The 20,570-nt window shown below is 74.3% G+C and carries 16 protein-coding genes and 1 pseudogene; 8 read left to right on the forward strand and 9 right to left on the reverse strand.

All coding sequences use genetic code 11. The features are described from left to right. Positions 1–63 precede the first annotated feature (63 nt). From nirD to O7595_RS22840, 3 genes are read right to left on the reverse strand one after another with little or no spacing between them, the layout of a single operon-like run. The gene (nirD, locus tag O7595_RS22830; RefSeq protein ID WP_269730494.1) at positions 64–411 is read right to left on the reverse strand and encodes a nitrite reductase small subunit NirD; all 348 of its coding nucleotides are present in this window, start codon (positions 409–411) and stop codon (positions 64–66) included. After that, on the reverse strand, positions 408–2,918 hold the full coding sequence (nirB, locus tag O7595_RS22835) for a nitrite reductase large subunit NirB (RefSeq protein WP_269730495.1): 2,511 nt from the start codon (positions 2,916–2,918) through the stop codon (positions 408–410). The genes nirD and nirB overlap by 4 nt, the downstream gene beginning before the upstream one ends. Next, positions 2,918–4,144 carry an NAD(P)/FAD-dependent oxidoreductase gene (locus O7595_RS22840; protein ID WP_269730496.1) on the reverse strand — a complete coding sequence of 409 codons (1,227 nt, stop codon included), beginning with the start codon at positions 4,142–4,144 and terminating at the stop codon, positions 2,918–2,920. Before O7595_RS22840 ends, nirB begins: the two co-directional genes overlap by 1 nt. Before the next feature lie 223 nt (positions 4,145–4,367). On the opposite strand from O7595_RS22840, the gene O7595_RS22845 reads away from it, so the two are divergent. After that, complete coding sequence (locus O7595_RS22845; RefSeq protein ID WP_269730497.1) at positions 4,368–5,147, forward strand: sulfite exporter TauE/SafE family protein; 780 nt, start codon at positions 4,368–4,370, stop codon at positions 5,145–5,147. Positions 5,148–5,262: 115 nt separating this feature from the next. Here O7595_RS22845 and O7595_RS22850 read toward each other — a convergent pair. The 4 genes and pseudogenes from O7595_RS22850 to soxR all read right to left on the reverse strand — a co-directional run. After that, positions 5,263–5,865, reverse strand: a pseudogene (locus O7595_RS22850) (class F sortase); the annotation flags it as partial. Between the two features lie 133 nt (positions 5,866–5,998). Continuing rightward, positions 5,999–6,508, reverse strand: a complete 510-nt coding sequence (locus O7595_RS22855) for a hypothetical protein (protein WP_269730498.1) — start codon at positions 6,506–6,508, stop codon at positions 5,999–6,001. Between the two features lie 254 nt (positions 6,509–6,762). After that, positions 6,763–7,548, reverse strand: coding sequence for an aminotransferase class IV (locus O7595_RS22860; protein ID WP_269730499.1), 786 nt, complete (start codon positions 7,546–7,548; stop codon positions 6,763–6,765). Between the two features lie 121 nt (positions 7,549–7,669). Then, positions 7,670–8,125, reverse strand: coding sequence for a redox-sensitive transcriptional activator SoxR (gene soxR / locus O7595_RS22865; protein WP_269730500.1), 456 nt, complete (start codon positions 8,123–8,125; stop codon positions 7,670–7,672). A 441-nt stretch (positions 8,126–8,566) separates the two neighbouring features. Between soxR and cutA the strand changes: the two genes are divergently transcribed. Both cutA and O7595_RS22875 read left to right on the forward strand, forming a co-directional pair. Next, entirely contained in the window at positions 8,567–8,881 is a 315-nt protein-coding gene (gene cutA, locus O7595_RS22870) for a divalent-cation tolerance protein CutA (protein ID WP_269732587.1), read from the forward strand. Then, on the forward strand, positions 8,878–9,306 hold the full coding sequence (locus tag O7595_RS22875; protein WP_269730501.1) for a gamma-glutamylcyclotransferase family protein: 429 nt from the start codon (positions 8,878–8,880) through the stop codon (positions 9,304–9,306). The genes cutA and O7595_RS22875 overlap by 4 nt, the downstream gene beginning before the upstream one ends. Positions 9,307–9,443: 137 nt before the next feature. On the opposite strand, the gene O7595_RS22880 is transcribed toward O7595_RS22875, so the two are convergent. Together O7595_RS22880 and O7595_RS22885 are read right to left on the reverse strand one after the other, a co-directional pair. After that, complete coding sequence (locus O7595_RS22880; RefSeq protein ID WP_269730502.1) at positions 9,444–11,729, reverse strand: molybdopterin oxidoreductase family protein; 2,286 nt, start codon at positions 11,727–11,729, stop codon at positions 9,444–9,446. Between the two features lie 99 nt (positions 11,730–11,828). Next, positions 11,829–12,701 carry a SanA/YdcF family protein gene (locus O7595_RS22885; protein ID WP_443071698.1) on the reverse strand — a complete coding sequence of 291 codons (873 nt, stop codon included), beginning with the start codon at positions 12,699–12,701 and terminating at the stop codon, positions 11,829–11,831. Positions 12,702–12,911: 210 nt separating this feature from the next. Here O7595_RS22885 and O7595_RS22890 point away from each other — a divergent pair, with 210 nt between their 5' ends. The 5 genes from O7595_RS22890 (at position 12,912) to dnaG (ending at position 20,361) form a co-directional block, all read left to right on the forward strand. Then, positions 12,912–13,613: a hypothetical protein gene (locus tag O7595_RS22890; protein WP_269730503.1), complete on the forward strand. Its 702-nt coding sequence runs from the start codon at positions 12,912–12,914 to the stop codon at positions 13,611–13,613. Positions 13,614–13,870: 257 nt separating this feature from the next. After that, positions 13,871–14,833: a sirohydrochlorin chelatase gene (locus O7595_RS22895; RefSeq protein ID WP_269730504.1), complete on the forward strand. Its 963-nt coding sequence runs from the start codon at positions 13,871–13,873 to the stop codon at positions 14,831–14,833. Positions 14,834–15,327: 494 nt separating this feature from the next. Beyond that, positions 15,328–16,680, forward strand: a complete 1,353-nt coding sequence (locus O7595_RS22900) for a deoxyguanosinetriphosphate triphosphohydrolase (protein WP_269730505.1) — start codon at positions 15,328–15,330, stop codon at positions 16,678–16,680. Between the two features lie 495 nt (positions 16,681–17,175). Next, entirely contained in the window at positions 17,176–18,444 is a 1,269-nt protein-coding gene (locus O7595_RS22905; protein ID WP_269730506.1) for an NAD(P)/FAD-dependent oxidoreductase, read from the forward strand. Positions 18,445–18,453: 9 nt separating this feature from the next. Next, entirely contained in the window at positions 18,454–20,361 is a 1,908-nt protein-coding gene (gene dnaG, locus O7595_RS22910; RefSeq protein WP_269730507.1) for a DNA primase, read from the forward strand. Positions 20,362–20,570: the final 209 nt, after the last annotated feature.

A 20,570-nucleotide genomic window follows, 5' to 3' on the forward strand; every position in this document is an offset into this window, starting at 1 on the left:
CGGCCCGTCGCCCGCCGGCACGCACCACGCCTCCGGTTCGCGCCGCGGCCGGGCACCACCCCGTCAGGCCCAGCGCACCGTGAACGCGCGCACCGACACCTCGTCGTCGTCCAGGCAGCGGCCCGTCGCCAGGTCGAACCGCTGCTTCAGCAGCGGGGAGGCGACGAACACCCGCCCGTCCGCGGCGCCCACCAGGCCCCGCGACAGGACCTGGGCGCCGGTGAACGGGTCGCGGTTGTCGATCGCGTACGGCGTCCCCGCGCGGTCCAGGAAGACCGCGGCCTGCCGCCCGTCGGGGAGCAGGGCGGCCATGCCGCGGCCCGGGGTGAGCCGGGTGATCTCGCAGACGGACAGCCAGCTGCCGTCCAGTTCGATCTGGAGCGTGGTCGGTGGTGCGTCCTGGATCGTCATCGTGCGAGCGTCCCTTCCAGGGTGAGAACGGTGAGGTCCGGCTTGATCTGGTCCCGTTCGGGGACGAACCTCACGGACGGGTCCGGCGCGTCCGGCGCGTTCACGAACGACACGAAGCGGCGCAGCCGGTCCGGGTCGTCGAGGGTCTCGGCCCATTCGTCGCGGTAGCCGGCCACGTGCCCGGCCATCATCGCCTCGAGTTCGCCGCACAGCCCGAGGGAGTCGTGCACCACGACGTCCCGCAGGTGGTCGAGTCCGCCCTCCAGACGTTCCAGCCAGACCGAGGTGCGCTCCAGGCGGTCCGCGGTGCGGATGTAGAACATCAGGAACCGGTCGATGAGCCGGACGAGTTCGGCGTCGGACAGGTCCTGGGCGAGCAGGTCCGCATGGCGCGGGGTCGCCCCGCCGTTGCCGCCGACGTACAGGTTCCAGCCGTTGGCGGTGGCGATCACGCCGAAGTCCTTCGACTGCGCCTCCGCGCACTCGCGGGCGCAGCCCGAGACCGCCGACTTCAGCTTGTGCGGGGCGCGCAGGCCGCGGTAGCGCAGCTCCAGGTCGATCGCCATCCGGACGCTGTCCTGGACCCCGTAGCGGCACCAGGTCTGCCCCACGCAGGACTTGACCGTGCGCAGCGACTTCCCGTAGGCGTGGCCGGACTCGAAGCCGGCGTCCACCAGGCGGGTCCAGATCGCGGGGAGCTGGTCCACACGGGCACCGAACATGTCGATCCGCTGGCCGCCGGTGATCTTGGTGTAGAGGCCGAAGTCCCGGGCGACCTCGCCGATCACGATCAACTTCTCGGGGGTGATCTCCCCGCCGGGGATGCGGGGCACGATCGAGTAGGAGCCGTTGCGCTGCAGATTGGCGAGGAAGTGGTCGTTGGTGTCCTGCAGCGCGCCCTGCTCGCCGTCGAGGATGTAGCCGTTGCCGAGGCTGGCGAGGATCGAACCGACGGCGGGCTTGCAGGTCTCGCAGCCGTCGCCGCCGCGGGCCTCCTCCTGCCCGTGGGAGTCGAGGAGTTCGGCGTACGAGGTGAGGCCGAGCGTGCGGACGATCTCGTACAGCTCGCTGCGGGTGTACGAGAAGCAGCCGCACAGGCCCTGGTCGGCGGCCTGCGGCAGCAGCTGGCCGATGACCTTGACGCAGCTTCCGCAGCCCGTGCCCGCCTTGGTGCACTTCTTCACCTCGGGCAGGGTGGTGTGGGCGCAGATCTCGCCCTTGGTGACGTTGTGGCAGGAGCAGATCACGGCCTCGTCGGGCAGCGCGGACGGTCCGAGCGCGACGGGAGCCCCGGCTCCGGCGGGCAGCACCAGCTGCTCCGGCGGCACGGGCGGTACCGAGCCGGTGAGCGGGCGGAGCATGCCGTAGGAGTCGGCGTCGCCGACCAGGACGCCGCCGAGCAGGGTGCCGTCCGCGCCGACGACCAGCTTCTTGTAGACCCCGGAGCGGGAGTCGGAGTAGACGACGTCCAGGCAGCCCTCAGCCGTGCCGTGCGCGTCGCCGAACGAGGCCACGTCCACGCCGAGGAGCTTCAGCTTGGTGGAGGTGTCCGCTCCGGTGAAGGCGCTGTCGGAGGTGCGGTCGGCGAGGACGTCCGCGACGGTCTTCGCCATGTCGTAGCCGGGCGCGACGAGCCCGTAGACCCGCCCGTCCGAGGCGAGGGCGCACTCGCCGATCGCGTACACGTCCGGGTCGGAGGTGCGGCAGCGCTCGTCGACGACGATGCCGCCGCGTTCGCCGACGGTGAGGCCCGTGTCGCGGGCCAGCTGGTCGCGGGGGCGCACGCCGGCGGAGAAGACCACCAGGTCGGTGGCGAGCGTCGAGCCGTCGGAGAGCTTCATCCCGGTGACGGCGGGGCCGTCGGCGACGATCTCCTGGGTGCCGACGCCGGTGTGGACGGTCAGGCCCATGCCCTCGATGGTGCGCAGCAGCGCGGCGCCGCCGCCGTCGTCGACCTGCACCGGCATCAGCCGGGGCGCGAACTCCACGACGTGGGTGTCCAGGCCCAGGCCCTTGAGCGCGCCGGCCGCCTCCAGGCCGAGGAGTCCGCCGCCGACGACGACGCCGGTGCGGGAGGTCTTGGCGTACTCCTCGATCGCGAGGAGGTCCTCGATGGTGCGGTAGACGAAGCAGCCCTCGGCGTCGCGGCCGGGGACGGGCGGCACGAACGGGTAGGAGCCGGTGGCCAGGACGAGCGTGTCGTACGTGATCGTCCGCCCGCTGCGCGAGGTGACGGTGCGGGCGGCACGGTCGATGTGCTCCGCCGGGTCGTCCAGGTGGAGCTCGATGCCGTGCCGCGCCATGAAGCCGTCCTCGACCATCGAGAGGTCGTCGGGCGTCCGGCCGGAGAAGTACGAGGTGAGCTGGACCCGGTCGTAGGCGGGGCGCGGTTCCTCGCACAGCACCACGACCCGGGCGCGGCCGGTGACGCCGCGCTCCGCGAGGGCCTCCAGGAAGTGCTGGCCGACCATCCCGTGGCCGACGAGCACGATCGTGGGGGTGGTCATCAGAGTCCTCCATCGGTGGTGAGCAGGTGGAGCAGGGGTGCTTCCGGGAGCGGGTCGTCGCCCTCCCAGGCCCGGGCGAGGGCGCCGACGGCGGCGAGGTCTCCGAGGAGAACGCCGCCGACGAGCCGGTCGCCTCGGACGACGACCTTCCGGTAGGCGCCGCGGGTGGCGTCTGCGAGCCGCACGACGTCGTCCCCGGGCCGCGGCGAGGGCTCCCCGAAGGCGGCGACGTCGAAGGCGCCGGCGGAGCCGAGGGTGAGCCGGGTGAGGGACCGGGTGCCGGTGTAGCGCGGGGCGTCCGGCCCCTGGCCCGGCACGGCCGCGGCGGTCAGGACCGCCGCCAGCACGTCGGCCTGTTCCAGGGCGGGGGTCGCCAGCCCGTAGACGGTGCCCGCGTGTTCGGCGCAGTCGCCGATGGCGTGGACGTACGGGTCCGACGTGGTCAGGGTGTCGTCGACGACGACGCCCTGGCCGACCGTGAGGCCCGCGTCCGCGGCGAGGCCCGTGCGGGGGCGGACGCCGCAGGCGAGGACGACCTGGTCGGCGTCGAGGACGAAGCCGTCGGCGAGCTCGACCCCGGTGACGGACCCGCCGTGGTGGCGCAGCCCCCGGGCGTGGCACTCGGTGTGGACCTCCACGCCGAGTCCCTCCAGGTGGCGGCGAACCAGGCCGCCCGCCTCCGGGTCGAGGTGGCGGTCCATCAGGGTGGGGCCCTGGTGGGCGACGACCACGTCCGTGCCGCGTTCCGCGAGCGCCCGCGCGGCGGAGACGCCGAGCAGCCCGCCGCCGACGACGACCGCGCGGCCGCCGGGCCGGGCCGATGCCGCGAGTGCCAGGCAGTCGTCGAGGGTGCGGAAGGGGTGGACGCCGTCCGGCAGCCCGCCGTCGAGCCCGCGCAGCGGCGGCAGCACCGGGTTCGACCCGGTCGCCAGCACCAGCCGGTCGTACACCACCGACGAGCCGTCCGCGCAGTGCACGGTCCGCGCCTCGCGGTCGATCCGTACCGCCCGCACCCCGCGCCGCACCTCGGCCGTACCGTCCGGGACCGGCGGCAGCGCGATCACCTCGGGTGCGTACCGGCCGGCCAGGACGTCGGCCAGCAGCACCCTGTTGTAGGGGGCGTGCGGCTCCTCGCCGAGCAGCGTGACGTCGCACGCCGGGGCGAGCTGCCGCGCCAGCCGCGCGCCCGCCATCCCGGCGCCGATCACCACGATCCTCGAATCCATGTACGCAGCGTGCGGTGCGGGTGTTACCCGTCCGCATCCCGGTTGTTTCCCGCGCGGAACACTGCCCTCAGCGCGCGCCCGCCCGCAGTGTGAGGGAGCGGGGGCGCCGCCGGCGGCCCGCGTTCACGGGGGAAGGTCGCTTGCGCCCAGCGAACCTCAGACGTAGCTCAAGACTCACGGGATCGATGGACGGCACACGGATCTTCTCCGTAGGGTCGCGGCCATGCCCGACATATCGCTGACCACCCTCGTCTTCCTCTGCGTGGCCGCCGCGGCGGCCGGCTGGATCGACGCGGTGGTCGGCGGAGGGGGGCTCCTGCTCCTGCCGGCGCTGCTGCTCGGCATGCCGCAGGTGCCGGCCGCGCAGATCCTCGGCACCAACAAGGCGGTCGCCATCGTCGGCACGACCGGCGCGGCGGTCACCTATGTCCGCAGGGCGCCGGTGCGGGTGGGGACGGCCGTACGGATCGGGCTCGCCGCGCTCGCCGGCTCCATGGGCGGGGCGTTCTTCGCCGCGGGCATCAGCAGCGAGGTGCTCCGGCCCGTGATCATGGTGGTGCTGCTGGGCGTCGCGGCGTTCGTCCTGCTGCGCCCGTCCTTCGGTACCCATGCGGACCGGGGACCGGTCACCCGCGCCCGGATCGCCACCGCGATCGTCCTCGTCGGCGGCGGGATCGGATTCTACGACGGCCTGTTCGGGCCCGGCACCGGCACCTTCCTGGTGCTCGCCCTGACCGCCGTGCTCCATCTGGACCTGGTCGCGGCCTCCGCCACCGCCAAGATCGTCAACGTGTGCACCAACGCCGGCGCCCTCGCGATGTTCGCCTACCAGGGGACGGTGCTGTGGCGGCTGGCCGCGCTGATGGCGGTGTTCAACCTGGCGGGCGGCATGCTCGGCGCGCGGACGGCGCTCCGCAAGGGCGCGGAGTTCGTGCGCGGGGTGCTGCTCGTGGTCGTGTTCTCGCTGGTGGCGAAGCTGGCGTTCGACCAGTGGTCGGGGTAGGGCCGCGTCGGCTCGGGGGGTGCGCGGACATGGGCGGGCCTTGCGGAACGTGCCGTTCCGAGAGCGCCGGACGGGCCGGCGGAGACGTGGCGGGCCTGGTGGAGCTTGCCGTTCCGCGCACGCCGACCAGGTGGGCGAAGGCCACCACGTTGCCTCCGTATCCGGTCCTCTCGTCGAAGGGCCCGCCGCAGGTGATCACCCGTAGTTCGGCCCTGCGCGCGGCCCCGTACACCTTCCGGTCCGGGAAGGCGTCGTTCTCGTACACCTCGACCGCGTCGACCGTGAAGACCGCCGTGCGGCCGTCCTCGCGCAGGACCTCGATGCGGTTGCCCCTCTTCAGGGTGCCCAGCTCGTAGAAGACGGCGGGCCCGTCGGCGTCGTCGACGTGACCGGCGACGATCGCGGTGCCCCGGGCGCCCGGCGTGGTGCCGCCGCCGTACCAGCCGGCCACCTCGCCCTCGTCGGCGGGCGGCACCTCGAGGCTGTCGTCGGGGGCCAGTCCGAGGCGCGTCACGGGCGCGTCCACGGCGATCCGCGGGATGCGCAGCCGCACCGGCGGTGAGGGCGGCAGCGGAGGGGCGGCGGCGTCCGTGTGCCGGCCGGTGGCGAAGGCCTCGGCGGCGGAGGGCGCGGGCGGGGTGACGGGCCTGGCGCCGTTCTGCACCAGCCACACACCGGCGCAGACGGCCACGGCCAGCAGCAGCCCCTTCGACTTCATGAGCTCCTCCGGGACTCCTCGGACGCCTGGTCCGGGAGGGGAAAACTCCCCGCCCCCGTCAGCCGGACGAAGCGTGACGGGGGCGGGGACGGCGGTACGTGGGACGGTGGAGGCCGAGCGCCAACGCTCTCCGTCAGCCCTGCGCGCCGCTCGCCCGACGGCGCAGGAACCAGGTCCCGCCGACGGCGGCCGCGGCCAGGACGGCCACCCCCGCCGTGATCTGGGTGATGTCGGGGCCGACGCTGCCGCCGACTCCCGTCTTCACATGGCCGCTCGGTTCGTGCCCGTGGGCCCGCACCACGAGGTCCCCTGCGGCCTTCGTGCCGTTGTCGCAGAGCACGGAGACCGTGTAGGTCCCCGGCTCGGTGTCCTCGGGCACCGTGAACCTGCCGACCGCGGCGTCCTTGCGGGCGCCGGGTGCCAGGTCGAACCCGTCCGCGCCGAGCGACTCGGCGTCGCCCGTGCCGTGACCGCGCTCGCCGCACGCGGTGGTGCTCACGGTCACGGCGGCACCGGCGGTGGTGCTCGAGGGGGTCAGGGTCAGTGTTCCGGGGTCCGCCGCGTACGCGGCGGGGAGGGCGGTCGCACCGACGCAGGCGGCCGTGAGCGCGAGGCCGACCAGCAGGCGGGCGGTGGTGCGCATGACGTCCTCCGGGGCGATGGCCGGTGCCGCCGGACCGGGGTGCCGGCGGCCGTTCCTACATCTCAAGAGGTAAGGCGCAGACCGCCCCCCACGCCTGCTGATGGGCGATCAGTTTCGCTCGAACCGTACGGCGTGTCGTCTTGGTTCGGGGGCGTCGTCGCAGGTCACAGGGGTGCGATTGCGCCATTGGCCGGGCGGTTCGAGGAGCCGCGCCGAACGAGTGACGCCCCCTGCGCGAGCCACGCGGGCCGCCGTCAGATGTCGTCCCAGGGGACCGTCCCGTACGCCTCGCACAACCGGGTCATCAGCTCCCCGTCCACGGCGAACCCCGTCGTGCCGATCCGGTGGACGGGCGCGAGGCCCTGTGAGTTCATCAGTACCGCCGCCGGGTACGCGCCGAGGTCCGCGAGCCGCACCTCCCGCCGCACGGACGGCAGCAGCCGCTCCAGCAGCGCCATCGTGGTCCCGCGCAGCGCCGGCGCGTCCGGCCAGACGAGCGAAGTGCCGTCCCAGAAGGCGACATTGGTGGTGTGGCCCTCCGCGACTTCCCCGCCGGGGCCGGTCAGCAGCGCGTCGTCGAAGCCCGCCAGCGCGGCGGCCCGCCCGTAGTACGGCTGGCCGACCCCGCCCGCGTGCTTGATGTGCGGGACCGGCCGCAGGAACGGCACCGGCATCATGCTCCGGGGCGTCCCCGGCATGGTCCGCGGCTCCCGCACGGTCACCACCACCGTCGGCGCGCCGCCTCCGGTCGCCGCCCCGTACACGTACACCCGCACGCCCGCGTCGCCCCGGCCCGACCCGTCGAGCGCGTGGCGCACCAGCGCCCGCACCAGGTCCCCGTCGAGGCCCGTGCCGAACAACTCGCGCGTCCCGTGGTCCAGCCGCTCCAGGTGCAGCGCCAGGCCCCGGGCCCGGCCGTCGCGCACCTGCATCGCGGTGAAGTGCCCGTAGGCGGCCTGGAGCACCGGGATCACGGCGGGATCCAGCCCGGTCGCCGGCCTGCCGTCGATCTCGATGTGCACGTTCGGCGGATTCGTCACCCGCCCACCCTAGGCCGGGCCCGCGTCGGTGCTCCTCCGCGGACCGGACCCGCGTCGGTGCTCCTCCGAGGTCCCGGTCCGGGACGCGGACCGACGGACCGGTTGCCCGGCCTCCGCCCGCTCAGTCCTCGATCAGCCGGCGGGGACCGGGGCCGTGCGCGGCCAGTTCGTCACCCGGGTTGGACAGCGCGCAGCGGTCCAGAGACAGACAACCGCAGCCGATGCAGTCCGTGAGGTTGTCCCGCAGGCGCTGGAGCGTACGGATCCGCACGTCCAGGTCCTCGCGCCAGCGTTCGGAGATCCGGGCCCAGTCCTCCCGGGTGGGTGTGCGGTCGTCCGGCAGCAGCCCCAGCACCTCGCGGATGGTGGCCAGCGGGATGCCGAGGCGCTGCGAGGTCCGGATGAACGCGACCCTGCGCAGGGTGTCCCTGCCGTAGCGCCGCTGGTTGCCGGCGGTGCGGCGGCTGGTGATGAGCCCCTCGCGCTCGTAGAAGCGCAGTGCGGACGGGGCGACGCCGCTGCGCTCCGCCAGCTCGCCGACCGTGGTTTCCCTGGCGTCCCGGGCGAGATGCGACATACCGTCAGACTATCGCTCGACTTCGACGAAGGTTTAGGTGTCCCGCCGACCGGCGTGGAGCTCACCCCGCAGGCGCCCGCCGCCGATTCCGTTCTCCCGCCCGTCCCCGTGCCCGTCGCGACGCGGTCATCCTGTCCCGTTCCCGGATCCTGTCCCCTCCCGGATCTGCCCCGCACCCGGATCCGGCTCCGTGCCCGCCGAGTCCGTGTCCGCCGAGGCACCAGGCGCCGAAGGGTGACGGTGCTGCCGTCCCGCGGGTCCCGCCCCCGTGCCGCCCGGGCGGCACGCCGGGCACGGTGGCCGTGCCCCGGGCCGGCACTGGATCACCCGGCGAGGTCGGTGGTAGACGTACGGCCGTGACCCCGGTCCTCCGCCGGGGCGCGCAGGCCGCGCGGACGTGCCCGTCCGCGCCCCGTACGAGGAGTGTTCGTGACCCGGGCCATGACCGTACTGACCACGACCGACAGCGCCGCGAAGGCCGAGGAGCTGGCGCGCGGCGCGGTGGAGGCGAGGCTGGCCGCCTGCGCGCAGATCTCGGCGCCCGTCACCTCCGTGTACCACTGGCGGAACGCCATCGAGACCAGCGAGGAGTGGCAGGTCCTGCTCAAGACCACCGAGGACCGCTACGACGCGCTGGAGGCGCATCTGCTGACCCACCACGACTACGACACGCCCGAGATCATCGCGACACCGGTCGTGCGGGGAAGCGAGGGCTACCTGGCGTGGATCGCGGCGGAGACCGCGGAGCAGGCGTGACGGGCCGGCACCGGGAGCCCCACCTGCCGTTCTTCGTCTACGGCACACTGCGTGCGGGCGAGCACAACCACGACCTCTTCCTGCGCGGGCGCACCGCGGCCGAGGAACCCGCCCGACTGCGCGGCGCGCTCCTGTACGAGGGTCCGGGCTACCCGTACGCGATCGAGGGCGACGGCGTCGTCACCGGCGAACTCGTCACCGCGGCGCCGGGCCGTTACCGCGAACTCATAGCCGTGCTCGACCACCTGGAGGAGTACTTCGGCCCCGGCGACCCGCGCAACCTGTACGTGCGGGTCGAGCGCCACGTCCACACGGCGTCGGGCACCGTACCGGCCTGGGTGTACGTGGCGGCGGGGCCGGTGGCGCGCGAACTGCGGGCGAAGGGCACACCGATCCCCGGCGGCGACTGGTCCGCGCGGGGCTGAGACCGAGGACCGTCCGTCGCTGCGCGGCACCGGCCGGCACCCCGGTCCGGTCCGGTTCGGTTCGGGCCCGTGCGCCGGCACCCCGGTCCGGTTCGGGCCCGTGCGCCCAGTGCCGGCGGGCTCGTCCGGGCGACCCGTCAGCCCGCCGCCCGCTCCAGGCGTACCGCGCAGACCTTGAACTCCGGCATGCGCGACGTCGGGTCGAGGGCGGGATTGGTCAGCGTGTTGGCGCGGCCCGCGCCCGGCCAGTGGAAGGGCATGAACACCGTGTCGGGGCGGATCGCCTCGCTCACCCGGGCCGGAGCGACGGCCCGCCCACGGCGCGACACCACTGCCACGGGCTCGCCGTCCGCTACCCCCACCCTTGCCGCGAGCTGCGGATGCAGCTCGACGAACGGACCCGGGGCCGCCGCGTTCAGTTCGTCGACCCTGCGGGTCTGCGCCCCGGACTGGTACTGGGCCACGACCCGCCCGGTCGTCAGCACGACCGGGTACTCGGCATCGGTCTGTTCGGCGGCCTCCCGGTGCACCACGGGCACGAACCTCGCCCGCCCGTCGGGCGTCGCGAACCGGTCGAGGAACAGCCGCGGCGTCCCCGGATGCGGGTTCCCGGCGGGCAGGTCCGGCTCCCCGGTGTGCCCTCGCGGCCTCTCCGCCGGCCCGTCGGGCCGCCCGCCCACCTCCACGGAGCGTCGCCCCGGTCCGGCCGGGGCGTCCGGACCGTCCACCGTTCCGGCCGTGTGCCGTGCCGGTCCGTCCGCGGGCCCCACCGTGCCCCGCCCCGGTCCGTCCGCCTCCGGGCAGGGCCAGAAGACGCCCTGCTCCTCCTCCAGCCTGCGGTAGCTGATGCCCGCGTAGTCCGCGGGACCGCCGGAGGAGGCGCGCCGCAGCTCTCCGAAGACCTCCTCCGGGTCCGTGGGGAAGCCCTTCTCGTGCCCCAGCAGCCCGGCGAGCCCGTGCATGACCTCCAGGTCGCTGCGCACGCCCGGCGGCGGCGTCAGCGCCCGGCGGCGCAGCAGCACCCTGCCCTCCAGGTTCGTCGTCGTCCCCGTCTCCTCCGCCCACTGGGTCACCGGCAGGACCACGTCGGCCAGTTCCGCCGTCTCCGACAGCACGACGTCCGCGACGGCGAGGAAGTCCAGTGAGCGGATCCGTTCCTCCACGTGCGCGGCGCGGGGCGCGGACACCACGGGGTTGGACCCCATCAGCAGCAGCGCCCGTACGTCCCGGCCGAGTGCGTCGAGCAGTTCGTACGCGCTCCGGCCGGGGCCCGGCAGCGAGTCGGGGTCGACACCCCACACCCCGGCCACGTGCGCACGCGCCGCCGGGTCGTCGAGCTTGCGGTAGCCGGGCAGCTGGTCCGCCTTCTGACCGTGCTCCCGGCCGCCCTGGCCGTTGCCCTGGCCGGTGAGGCAGCCGTAACCGGCCAGCGGCCGGCCCGCGTTGCCGGTGGCGAGGGCGAGGTTGATCCAGGCGCCGACCGTGTCCGTGCCCTTGGACTGCTGTTCCGGCCCGCGGGCGGTGAGGACCATCGCGTTCGGCGCGTCGCAGAAGAGGGCCACCGCCGAGCGCAGTTGGGGCACGCCCACGCCGGTGATCCGCTCGACCAGCTCGGGCCAGTGCGCCATCGCCGCCGCCCTGGCGTCCTCCCACCCGGTCGTGCGCTCCCGGATGAACTCCTCGTCGGTGCGGCCCTGCGCCACGACCAGGTGCAGCAGGCCGAGCGCGAGTGCGAGGTCGGTGCCGGGGCGCGGCGCGAGGTGCAGATCGGCCTGCTCGGCGGTCCGCGTACGCCGCGGGTCGACGACGATCAGGCGGCCGCCGTTGGCCTTCAGCTCCGTGAGGTAGCGCAGCGCGGGCGGCATGGTCTCGGCGAGGTTCGAGCCGACGAGGACGACGCAGCCGGTGCGCGGGATGTCCTCCAGCGGGAACGGCAGTCCCCGGTCCAGCCCGAACGCCTTGTTGTGGGCGGCCGCGGCCGAGGACATGCAGAACCGGCCGTTGTAGTCGATCTGCGAGGTGCCGAGCACGACCCGCGCGAACTTGCCCAGCGCGTACGCCTTCTCGTTGGTCAGGCCCCCGCCGCCGAACACGCCGACCGCGTCCGCCCCGTGCCGTGCGCGGGTGCGCCGCAGCCCGTCGGCGGTGACGCGGAGGGCCTCCTCCCAGGTGGCCGGTTCGAGCCTGCCTGTGGCGGGGCGTCGGACCAGGGGCCCGGTCAGCCTGACCCGGGAGGAGAGCACCGCGGGTGCCGTGCGGCCCTTGCCGCACAGGGCGCCCCGGTTGACCGGGAAGTCGTCCCGCTCCACGACCTCGACCGTCTCCCCGGACCCGCGCAGGTTCATCCCGCACTGCAGGGAGCAGTAGGGGCAGTGGGTCGGGACGAGGGCGGGGGCGGGCGCCGGGGCCGGTGCGTGGGACATGCGCTCCAGCGTGCGTCGTCCGTGTTACGGCGACGGGCCCGCCGCATTACGGCCTCGGTACGCGGCCCTCCCCGGGCGGGGCGAGCGGCCGTGAGCGGCTCAGGGCAGGGTGTCCGCCGAGGCCAGGGCCTCGGTCACGCCCGTCTCCTCGGGCCCCAGGAAGTGCGGGTCCGGCCGGAGCACGACGTCCAGCGCCGCCTTGCCGGCCGCGAACAGCTCCCGCGCGCCGCCGTAGTACCAGACCGAGTCGTGGGGCTCGGCGACGCCGACGCCGTACGACTCGATCCCCGCGGCGTCGCACAGCGCGATCGCACGCGTGATGTGGAAGCCCTGGGTCACGAGCACGGCCCGGTCGACACCGAAGATCTTCTTGGCGCGGACGCAGGAGTCCCAGGTGTCGAAGCCCGCGTAGTCGCTCACGATCCGACCGTCCGGCACACCGCGCCGGACGAGGTACGTGCGCATCGCGTCCGGCTCGTCGTACTCCGCCCGGCTGTTGTCGCCGGTGACGAGGACGACCTTGACCTTGCCGGAGCGGTACAGCTCCGCGGCGGTGTCCAGCCGGTGTGCGAGGTACGGGGTCGGCCGTCCCTTCCACAGCCCGGCGCCGAACACCACCGCGACCTCCCGCTCGGGGGCGCCTTCGACCGTGCCGGTGCGGCTGTCGGCCACCGCGTGCATCCAGGTCGCCGGGGCGAGCGCGAGTACCGACGCGAGCATCAGCGCCTGCACGGTCCGCCGCTGCCCGAGCCGGGTCCGGGGCACCAGCCTGCTCGGCAGCAGCCGCTTCGGCCCCGGTCCGCCCGGCAGGAACCCGCGTCGCGCACGCCGGTCCGACAAGGGGCCGCGCCCGACGGGCCTGCCCGGCGGAGACCCGCGCCGCACGAGTCCGCGCGGCAGCAGTCCGCGCCGCACGAGTACGCGCGCCACGAGTCCGCGCGGCGGGAACGTGCGTGGCGGGAACTTGCGCATCGATGACCCCCTGGTTCGTCGGCTCACCTCCTCCGACGTTCGGCGGGGCGCAAAGGTTCGCCCCGTCCGCGCGATGTGAGCGGGGGAACTCCCCGGCTCGTCATTTGGAAGGGCGGAGGCCGTCTGCAGATGCCGTAAACCGAGGCGGAACAGCGGTCTCCGCTCCGGCACATGGTGCCGCTGCGCCGCAGATTGCGGCATCATCGAGCCATGATCACTGTCTCCGCCCGGAACAACGCCGAGTGGTGCCACGCGATGTGCCGTGCGCACGGGATCCCCGGGGTGTTCGGTGACCGGGCCTGGACCAGCGAGCGGCGCACCCCGCCGTTCTATCCGGACGCCGTCACCCTCGCCCCGGACGCCACGGAGCGCGAGGTGCTGGGAGCGATCGACCTCACGGGGGCGGGCTGTTCGATCAAGGACAGCTTCGGGCGGCTGGACCTCTCGGCCGACGGTTTCGACGTGGCCTTCCACGCGCGCTGGATCCACCGTCCCGCCGTGCTCGCCGCACCGGTCGCACCCGACGACGTCGTCTGGCGCCCCGTACGGACCGCCCCGGACCTCGACCGCTGGGAGGCCGCGTGGTCCGGCGGCGACACGGCCCTGACCGGACTCTTCCGTCCGGGGCTCCTGTCGGACCGTACCGTCACCGTCCTCGCCGGCACCGCCGACGGCGGTAGCCGCACGGTCGCCGGAGCGGTGGTCAGCCGCAGCGAGTCCGTCGTCGGCCTCTCGAACGTCTTCGCCGCGGACGGGGATCTGGACAGGGCCTGGTCCGGCTGTCTCGCCACCGTCGCCCGCTTCTGGCCGGGCATGCCCGTCGTCGGCTACGAGCACGGGGAGGACCTGGAGGCGGCGGCCGGGCAGGGCTGCGTGCCCGGCCCCGAACTGCGCGTCTGGCTCGCGAGCTGACGCGCGCGACCGGCAGCCGTTGCCCGTATCGGTGACGCCCCGGGTGTCGTCCTCGGCCCCGGGTGTCGTCCTCGGCCCCGGGTGTCGTCCTCGCGTCCGGTGTCGTCCTCGGCCCCGGGCGTCGTCCTCGCGTCCGGTGTCTCGTCCTCCGCCCCTGGGCATCGCTGACATCCCCGTCCACCCAGCCGTGAGGCCGCGGTAAACACCCGTCATCACGGCGCAACGACGTGGCAACCTGCGCCGGTCAGTATCGGTTCATGACGGAGTCGGCACACCCTCGCGAGTCACTGGCCCCGAACCCGCTGCCCCTCGACAGCACCGCGCAGATGCTCACCCGCATCACCGCGCAGCTGGGGGCACAGCTCAGTCATGTCCAGCTCAACGGAGTGCGCAGGCCCATGAGTTCTTCCAGCCTCTCGTCCGCCGCCGCGGGCGACCCGTTCACCGCCCGGGCGGCCACCCCCGGGCCCGCCGACGCCGGCCCCGTACTCGTCGCCGTCGCCCACGGCAGCCGGGATCCCCGTGCTCTGCGGACCGTCATCCGGCTGCTCGACCGGGTGCGTGAGCTGCGCCCCGCTGCCGACGTGCGGCTCGGACACATCGAGCTCGACGAACCGCTGCTGCCGGACACCCTCGCCGGTCTGTGCGGCCGCGAGGCGGTGCTCGTTCCGCTGCTTCTCGGCCGGGGCTTCCACGTCAAGCACGACATCCCCGCCGCCGTCGCCGCCGTGCCCGGGCTCCGGGCCCGGATCGCCCCGCCGCTCGGTCCGCACCCCCTGCTCGTCGAGGCTCTCCACGACCGGCTCGTGGAGGCCGGCTGGTGCGGTCCGGAGGACGGCGGTCGCGGCGCCGGGGTGGTCCTCGCCGCCGCCGGATCACGCGACCCCGCGTCGTCCGCCGACGCCCGCAGCACCGCGGCGATGCTCGCGGAGCGCCTCGGGGGGGTGCCCGTCCTCCCCGCCTACGCCTCCGCCGCATCGCCCACCGTTCCCGAGGCGCTGCGCGCCCTGGCCGCGCGCGGCCGGCACCGGGTGGCGCTCGCCTCGTACTTCACCGCGCCCGGCAGGTTCGCCACGGCCTCGCGGAGCGCCGCGCCGTGGGTGGCGGCCGCGCCGCTCGGTGCCCACCCCGCGCTCGCCCGCCTCGTGCTGCAGCGTTACGACGAGGCCCGGCAGGCCCCGTACGCGCCGACCGACCCGCGCCGGCTGGTCACGGTCTGAGTCACGCCGGCGCCGCGGCCGGTGCCCGCGGAGTCCCGGCGCTCGTGAGGCGGGCCTGGGTAACCGGGTGGTCGTGAAATCCTGCATGCCCGCGGAGTCCGGTTGACCGTGGAGCACTGGGTGCCCGCGGAGTCCGGGCGGCCGTGAAGTCCTCCGTGTCCGCGGAGTCCGGGCGGCTGCGGAGCCCCGGGTGCCCGGGAGGCCCTCCGCTCGCGGAGTCCCGCCGTCGCGCCGTCCCGCGACGCCCGACGCGGCCGCCGCGTCGTCGGTGTCGGGCTCGGGGTCGGTTCGGCGACGCCCGGCGCGCGGTCGTCGGGCTCGGGGTCGGCGTCGGGCTCGGGGTCGGGGTCGGCTCGGCAGTGTCCGGGCACGCCCGGAGCGAGGTCGGCCCCCGGCGTGCGACGGCACACCCGGACGCCGCAAGGCGGTGCCCTCCGGGCGGACGGCACCGCCTTGCGGACACGGCCCCGGCGACTGCCGTTACCGTCGGGGGCATGGAAGGCACCACGGGCGACCGCACCGAACACCGCGCGCATCCCTGCGACCCCTGCGAGTACGACGACGCGGCCACCGCGCGCTGGGCCCCCGAGCCCGACAAGCGCCCGGGCCGCACGGCCTTCCAGCGCGATCGCGCGCGGGTGCTGCACTCCGCGGCGCTGCGCCGGCTCGCGGGCAAGACGCAGGTGGTCACGCCCGGCTCGCGCAGTGCCGCCTGGGACCCCAGTCCCCGTACCCGGCTGACCCATTCCCTGGAGTGCGCCCAGGTCGGCCGGGAGCTGGGCGCGGCGCTCGGCTGCGACCCGGACCTGGTCGAGGCCGCCTGTCTCGCGCACGACCTGGGACATCCGCCCTTCGGGCACAACGGCGAGCAGGCCCTCAACGAGGTCGCCGAGGACTGCGGCGGCTTCGAGGGCAACGCCCAGTCCCTGCGGCTGCTCACCAGGATCGAGCCGAAACGGTTCGTCCGCTCCGGCGCGGTCACCTCCGCTGCCCCAGAGTCGGGCGGCGAGCTGATCAGCGTCGGTCTGAACCTCACCCGGGCCGCGCTCGACGCGGCCACCAAGTACCCCTGGTCCCGGGGAGGCCACCCCACCGACCCCGGCTCGCCGAAGTTCGGTGTGTACGAGGACGACCTGCCGGTCTTCGCCTGGGTACGGGAGGGCGCCCCGGTGTACCGCACATGCTTCGAGGCCCAGGTCATGGACTGGTCCGACGACGTGGCCTACTCCGTCCACGACTTCGAGGACGGGCTGCACGCCGGCCACATCGACCCGAACGTGCTGCTGTCCGAGACCGAGTGCACGGAGATCTGGGCCGTCGCCATCGGCCGCTACGTCCCCGAGGAGACCGATCCGCAGGCCCTCGCGGACGCCCTCGAACGCCTCGTCGACCAGGAGTGGTGGCCGCACGGCTACGACGGCTCGGCCGTCGCCCAGGCCCGGCTCAAGGACGCCACCAGCCAGCTCATCGGCCGGTTCTGCCTGGCCGCCGAGGGCGCCACCCGTCAGACGTACGGCACCGGCAGGCTCACCCGGTACGCGGCCGAGCTGGTCGTCCCGGAGGAGGCCCGCCTGGAGTGCGCGGTCCTCAAGGCGATCGCCGACCGCTATGTGATGCAGCGCGCGGAGCAGGAGGCCCTGCGCGCGGACCAGCGCGTCGTCGTCGCCGAGCTGGCCGAGGCACTGGCCGCCCGGGCGCCCGAGGGGCTGGACCCGCAGTTCCGCGCGATGTTCGACGGCGCTCCCGACGACCGTGCCCGCAAGCGGGTGATCGTCGACCAGATCGCCTCCCTCACCGATGCCTCCGCCCGCGCCCTGCACCACCGGTTGCGCCCGCACGCCCGGTGACCGCGGCGGCCGTCCGGCCCGATCCCGCCCGCCACGGTCCCGCCGCACGCTTGCCGGCCGTGTCCACATCCGCCTCGGGCACCGCCGTCGCGGGCGACCCGCACCGCTTCGTCGAGGACCCGGGTGTACACCAGCAGGTCCACCTGGTGTGCCCGCCCGGTCGCACCGGCGGTGCGACCTCCGGGTCGGACCCGCGGCGGCCGTCCGGCCCGCCTGCGGACGGCGCCGTACCGCCGCGGTCTCGCGCACGGCGGTGCGGCCTCCCGGCGGTCCCGTGCGGACGCCCCGTACCGTCAAGGTCCTCCCGCACGGCGCTGCGGCCTCCCGGTCCGGCGATCACGGGGTCCGGAACCAGCCGTTCCGGTACGCCCACCGGAGCGCCCCCTCTTCCGCCATCACGCTCTGTGCGGGACGCTCGCAGGAAGGCGGCGTAGCGTGCTGTGTCGTCCCGGAGGACACCTCCGGGACCCCCGGCCGTGAACAGGGAGGCAACAAGTGGTCGACGCACATCGGACTTTCGTCATCGTGGGCGGGGGGCTCGCCGGGGCCAAGGCGGCGGAGACCCTCCGTGCCGAGGGCTTCACCGGCCGGGTGATCATCATCGGTGACGAACGCGACCACCCCTACGAGCGGCCGCCCCTCTCCAAGGGCTATCTGACCGGCAAGGAGGAGCGCGACGCCGTCTTCGTCCACGAGGCCGCCTGGTACGCCCAGCACGACATCGAGCTGCATCTCGGCCAGACCGTCACCGCCGTCGACCGGGAGGGCCGGTCGGTGCTCCTCGGCGACGGCACCACCGTCCACTACGACAAGCTGCTCCTCGCCACCGGCTCCGAGCCCCGCCGGCTCGAGGTGCCGGGCACGGATCTGGCCGGCGTCCACCATCTGCGCAGGCTGGCCCACGCCGACCGGCTGCGTCAGGTTCTGGCCACTCTCGGCCGTGACAACGGCCATCTGGTGATCGCCGGGGCGGGCTGGATCGGCCTGGAGGCCGCGGCCGCCGCCCGCGGCTACGGGGCCGAGGTCACCGTCGTCGAGCCCGAGCCCACGCCGCTGCACCAGGTCATCGGCCCGGAGCTGGGGCAGCTCTTCGCCGATCTGCACCGGGAGCGCGGCGTCCGCTTCCACTTCGGCAGCCGGCTCACCGAGATCGTCGGGCAGGACGGCATGGTGCTCGCCGCCCGTACCGAGGACGGCGACGAGCACCCCGCCCACAGCGTCCTCGCAGCGATCGGCGCCGCCCCGCGCACCGGCCTCGCCGAGGCCTCCGGACTGGCGCTCGTCGACCGCGAGCACGGCGGCGGCGTCGCCGTGGACGCGTCCCTGCGCACCTCCGACCCGGACATCTACGCCGCGGGCGACATCGCGGCCGTGCACCATCCGCTGCTCGGCGTCCGGCTGCGCGTGGAGCACTGGGCCAACGCGCTGAACGGCGGCCCCGCCGCCGCCCGCGCCATGCTCGGCCGCGAGGTCTCCTACGACCGGATCCCGTACTTCTTCTCCGACCAGTACGACCTCGGCATGGAGTACTCCGGCTGGGCCCCGCCCGGCACGTACGACCAGGTCGTGCTGCGCGGCGACGCCGGGAAGCGCGAGTTCGTCGCCTTCTGGCTGAAGGACCGGAAGGTCCTCGCCGGGATGAACGTGAACGTGTGGGACGTCACCGAGGACATCCAGGGCCTGATCCGTTCCGACCGCGCCGTGGACACGGACGCCCTCGCCGACCCGGGCACTCCGCTCAGCGCTGTCCCACCCGCCCCTTAAGATTTACGCGTGGCGGGAAGGATCAATGACGACGACGTGAAGGCGGTGCGGGACGCGGTCCCCATCGACTCCGTCGTGTCCGAGTACCTCCAGCTGCGCAACGCGGGCGGCGGCAACCTCAAGGGCCTGTGCCCGTTCCACGACGAGAAGTCCCCGTCCTTCCAGGTCAGTCCGAGCAAGGGCCTCTTCCACTGCTTCGGCTGCCAGGAGGGCGGGGACACCATCACGTTCGTGATGAAGGTGGACCATCTGTCGTTCTCCGAGGCGGTCGAGCGCCTCGCCGCCCAGGCCGGCATCACCCTGCGCTACGAGGAGGGCGGGTACAACCCGGCCCATCAGCGCGGCGAGCGCATCCGGCTGGTGGAGGCCCACCGGATCGCGGCCCAGTACTACGCGGAGCAGCTCGACGGCGCGGAGGCCGAGATCGGCCGCAAGTTCCTCGCCGAGCGCGGCTTCGACCAGACGGCCGCGCAGCACTTCGGCGTGGGCTACAGCCCGGCCGGCTGGGACCACCTCACCCGCTTCCTGCGCGGCAAGGGGTTCTCGGACAAGGAGCTGCTGCTCGCCGGGCTCTCCCAGGAGGGCCGCCGCGGCCCCATCGACCGCTTCCGCGGCCGGCTGATGTGGCCGATCCGGGACATCTCCGGCGATGTCGTCGGCTTCGGCGCCCGCAAGCTCCGCGACGACGACAACGGCCCGAAGTACCTGAACACCCCCGAGACCGCGATCTACCGGAAGTCCCAGGTGCTCTACGGCATCGACCTGGCGAAGAAGGAGATCGCCAAGTCCAGCCGAGCCGTGGTCGTCGAGGGGTACACGGACGTGATGGCCTGCCATCTGGCGGGCGTCACGACGGCGATCGCGACCTGCGGCACCGCCTTCGGCGGCGACCACATCAAGATCCTCCGCCGGTTGCTGATGGACAACGGCAGCGCCAAGGTGATCTTCACCTTCGACGGTGACGCTGCGGGCCAGAAGGCCGCGCTGCGGGCCTTCGAGGACGACCAGAAGTTCGCCGCTGAGACCTTCATCGCCGTAGCCCCGGACGGTATGGACCCGTGCGATCTGCGGCTCGCCAAGGGCGACGAGGCCGTGCGGGAACTGGCCGAGCCGCGCAACCAGCTGTTCGAGTTCGCGATCCGGCAGATCGTGAGGACCTACGACCTGGAAACCCCGGTCGGCCGTGCCGCCGCGCTCGACGAGGCGGCGCCGATCGTCGCCCGGATCAAGAACAGCGCCTCCCAGCACGAGGTGGCCGTCCAGCTCGCCGGACTGCTCGGCATCCTCGACACCCAGTTCGTGGTCCGCCGGGTCGCCCAGCTCGCCCGGTGGGCACGCGAGCGGGGGAGCGGCGGAGGCCCCGGACCGGCCCCGGCGCGCCACACGCAGGCGTACGACACCGCGCGCCCCTCGTCACGGCCCAGCGGGCCGGCGCTCAATCTGCGCAGCCCGGCCCACCGCACCGAGCGCGAACTGCTGAAGCTCGCGCTCCAGCACCCGGAACTGGTCTCGCCGGCCTTCGACGCCTACGGGGCCGACGAGTTCACGGCCCCGCCGTACGCCGCGGTGCGCCGGGCGATCGCCGACGCGGGCGGCGCCGAGTTCGGCGTCCCCGATCCGCCCGCCTACCTGGCCCGCGTCCGGGAGGCCGCGCCCGACGACTCCGTCCGCGCGATGGTCACCGAACTCGCGGTCGAGGCAGTCCACTCCAGGACCGTCGACGAGGGCTACGCGGGCGTCCAGCTCGTCCAGGTCCGGCTGCGCGCCGTCGACCGCCGCATCCGCGACGTCCAGGGCACCCTCGCGCGCCTCGGCGCCCACGCCGACCCCGAACAGGCCGCCGCCGTGCAGAACGAGCTGTGGGTGCTCCAGCAGTACGGCCAGTCGCTCCGCAACCGCGGCGCGGACGCGCTGTAGTCCGCACGCGCACAGGCGGGACGCGCAGCCCGGAGTCGCACGGTCCGCATGCCGCAGCCGGGCCGGCCCCTGGGGGCGGGCGTCCCGTGCGGGCCGCAGCCCGGACAGGTGCACGGTTGGGACGCGCTGCGCCCGGACGCGCGGCCCGGAACCCGGCCCGCATGCCGCAGCCCGCCTCCGCAGCCCGGAACCGCACGCCCCGCATGCCG

This window comes from Streptomyces sp. WMMC940 (assembly GCF_027460265.1).
GTDB lineage: Bacteria > Actinomycetota > Actinomycetes > Streptomycetales > Streptomycetaceae > Streptomyces.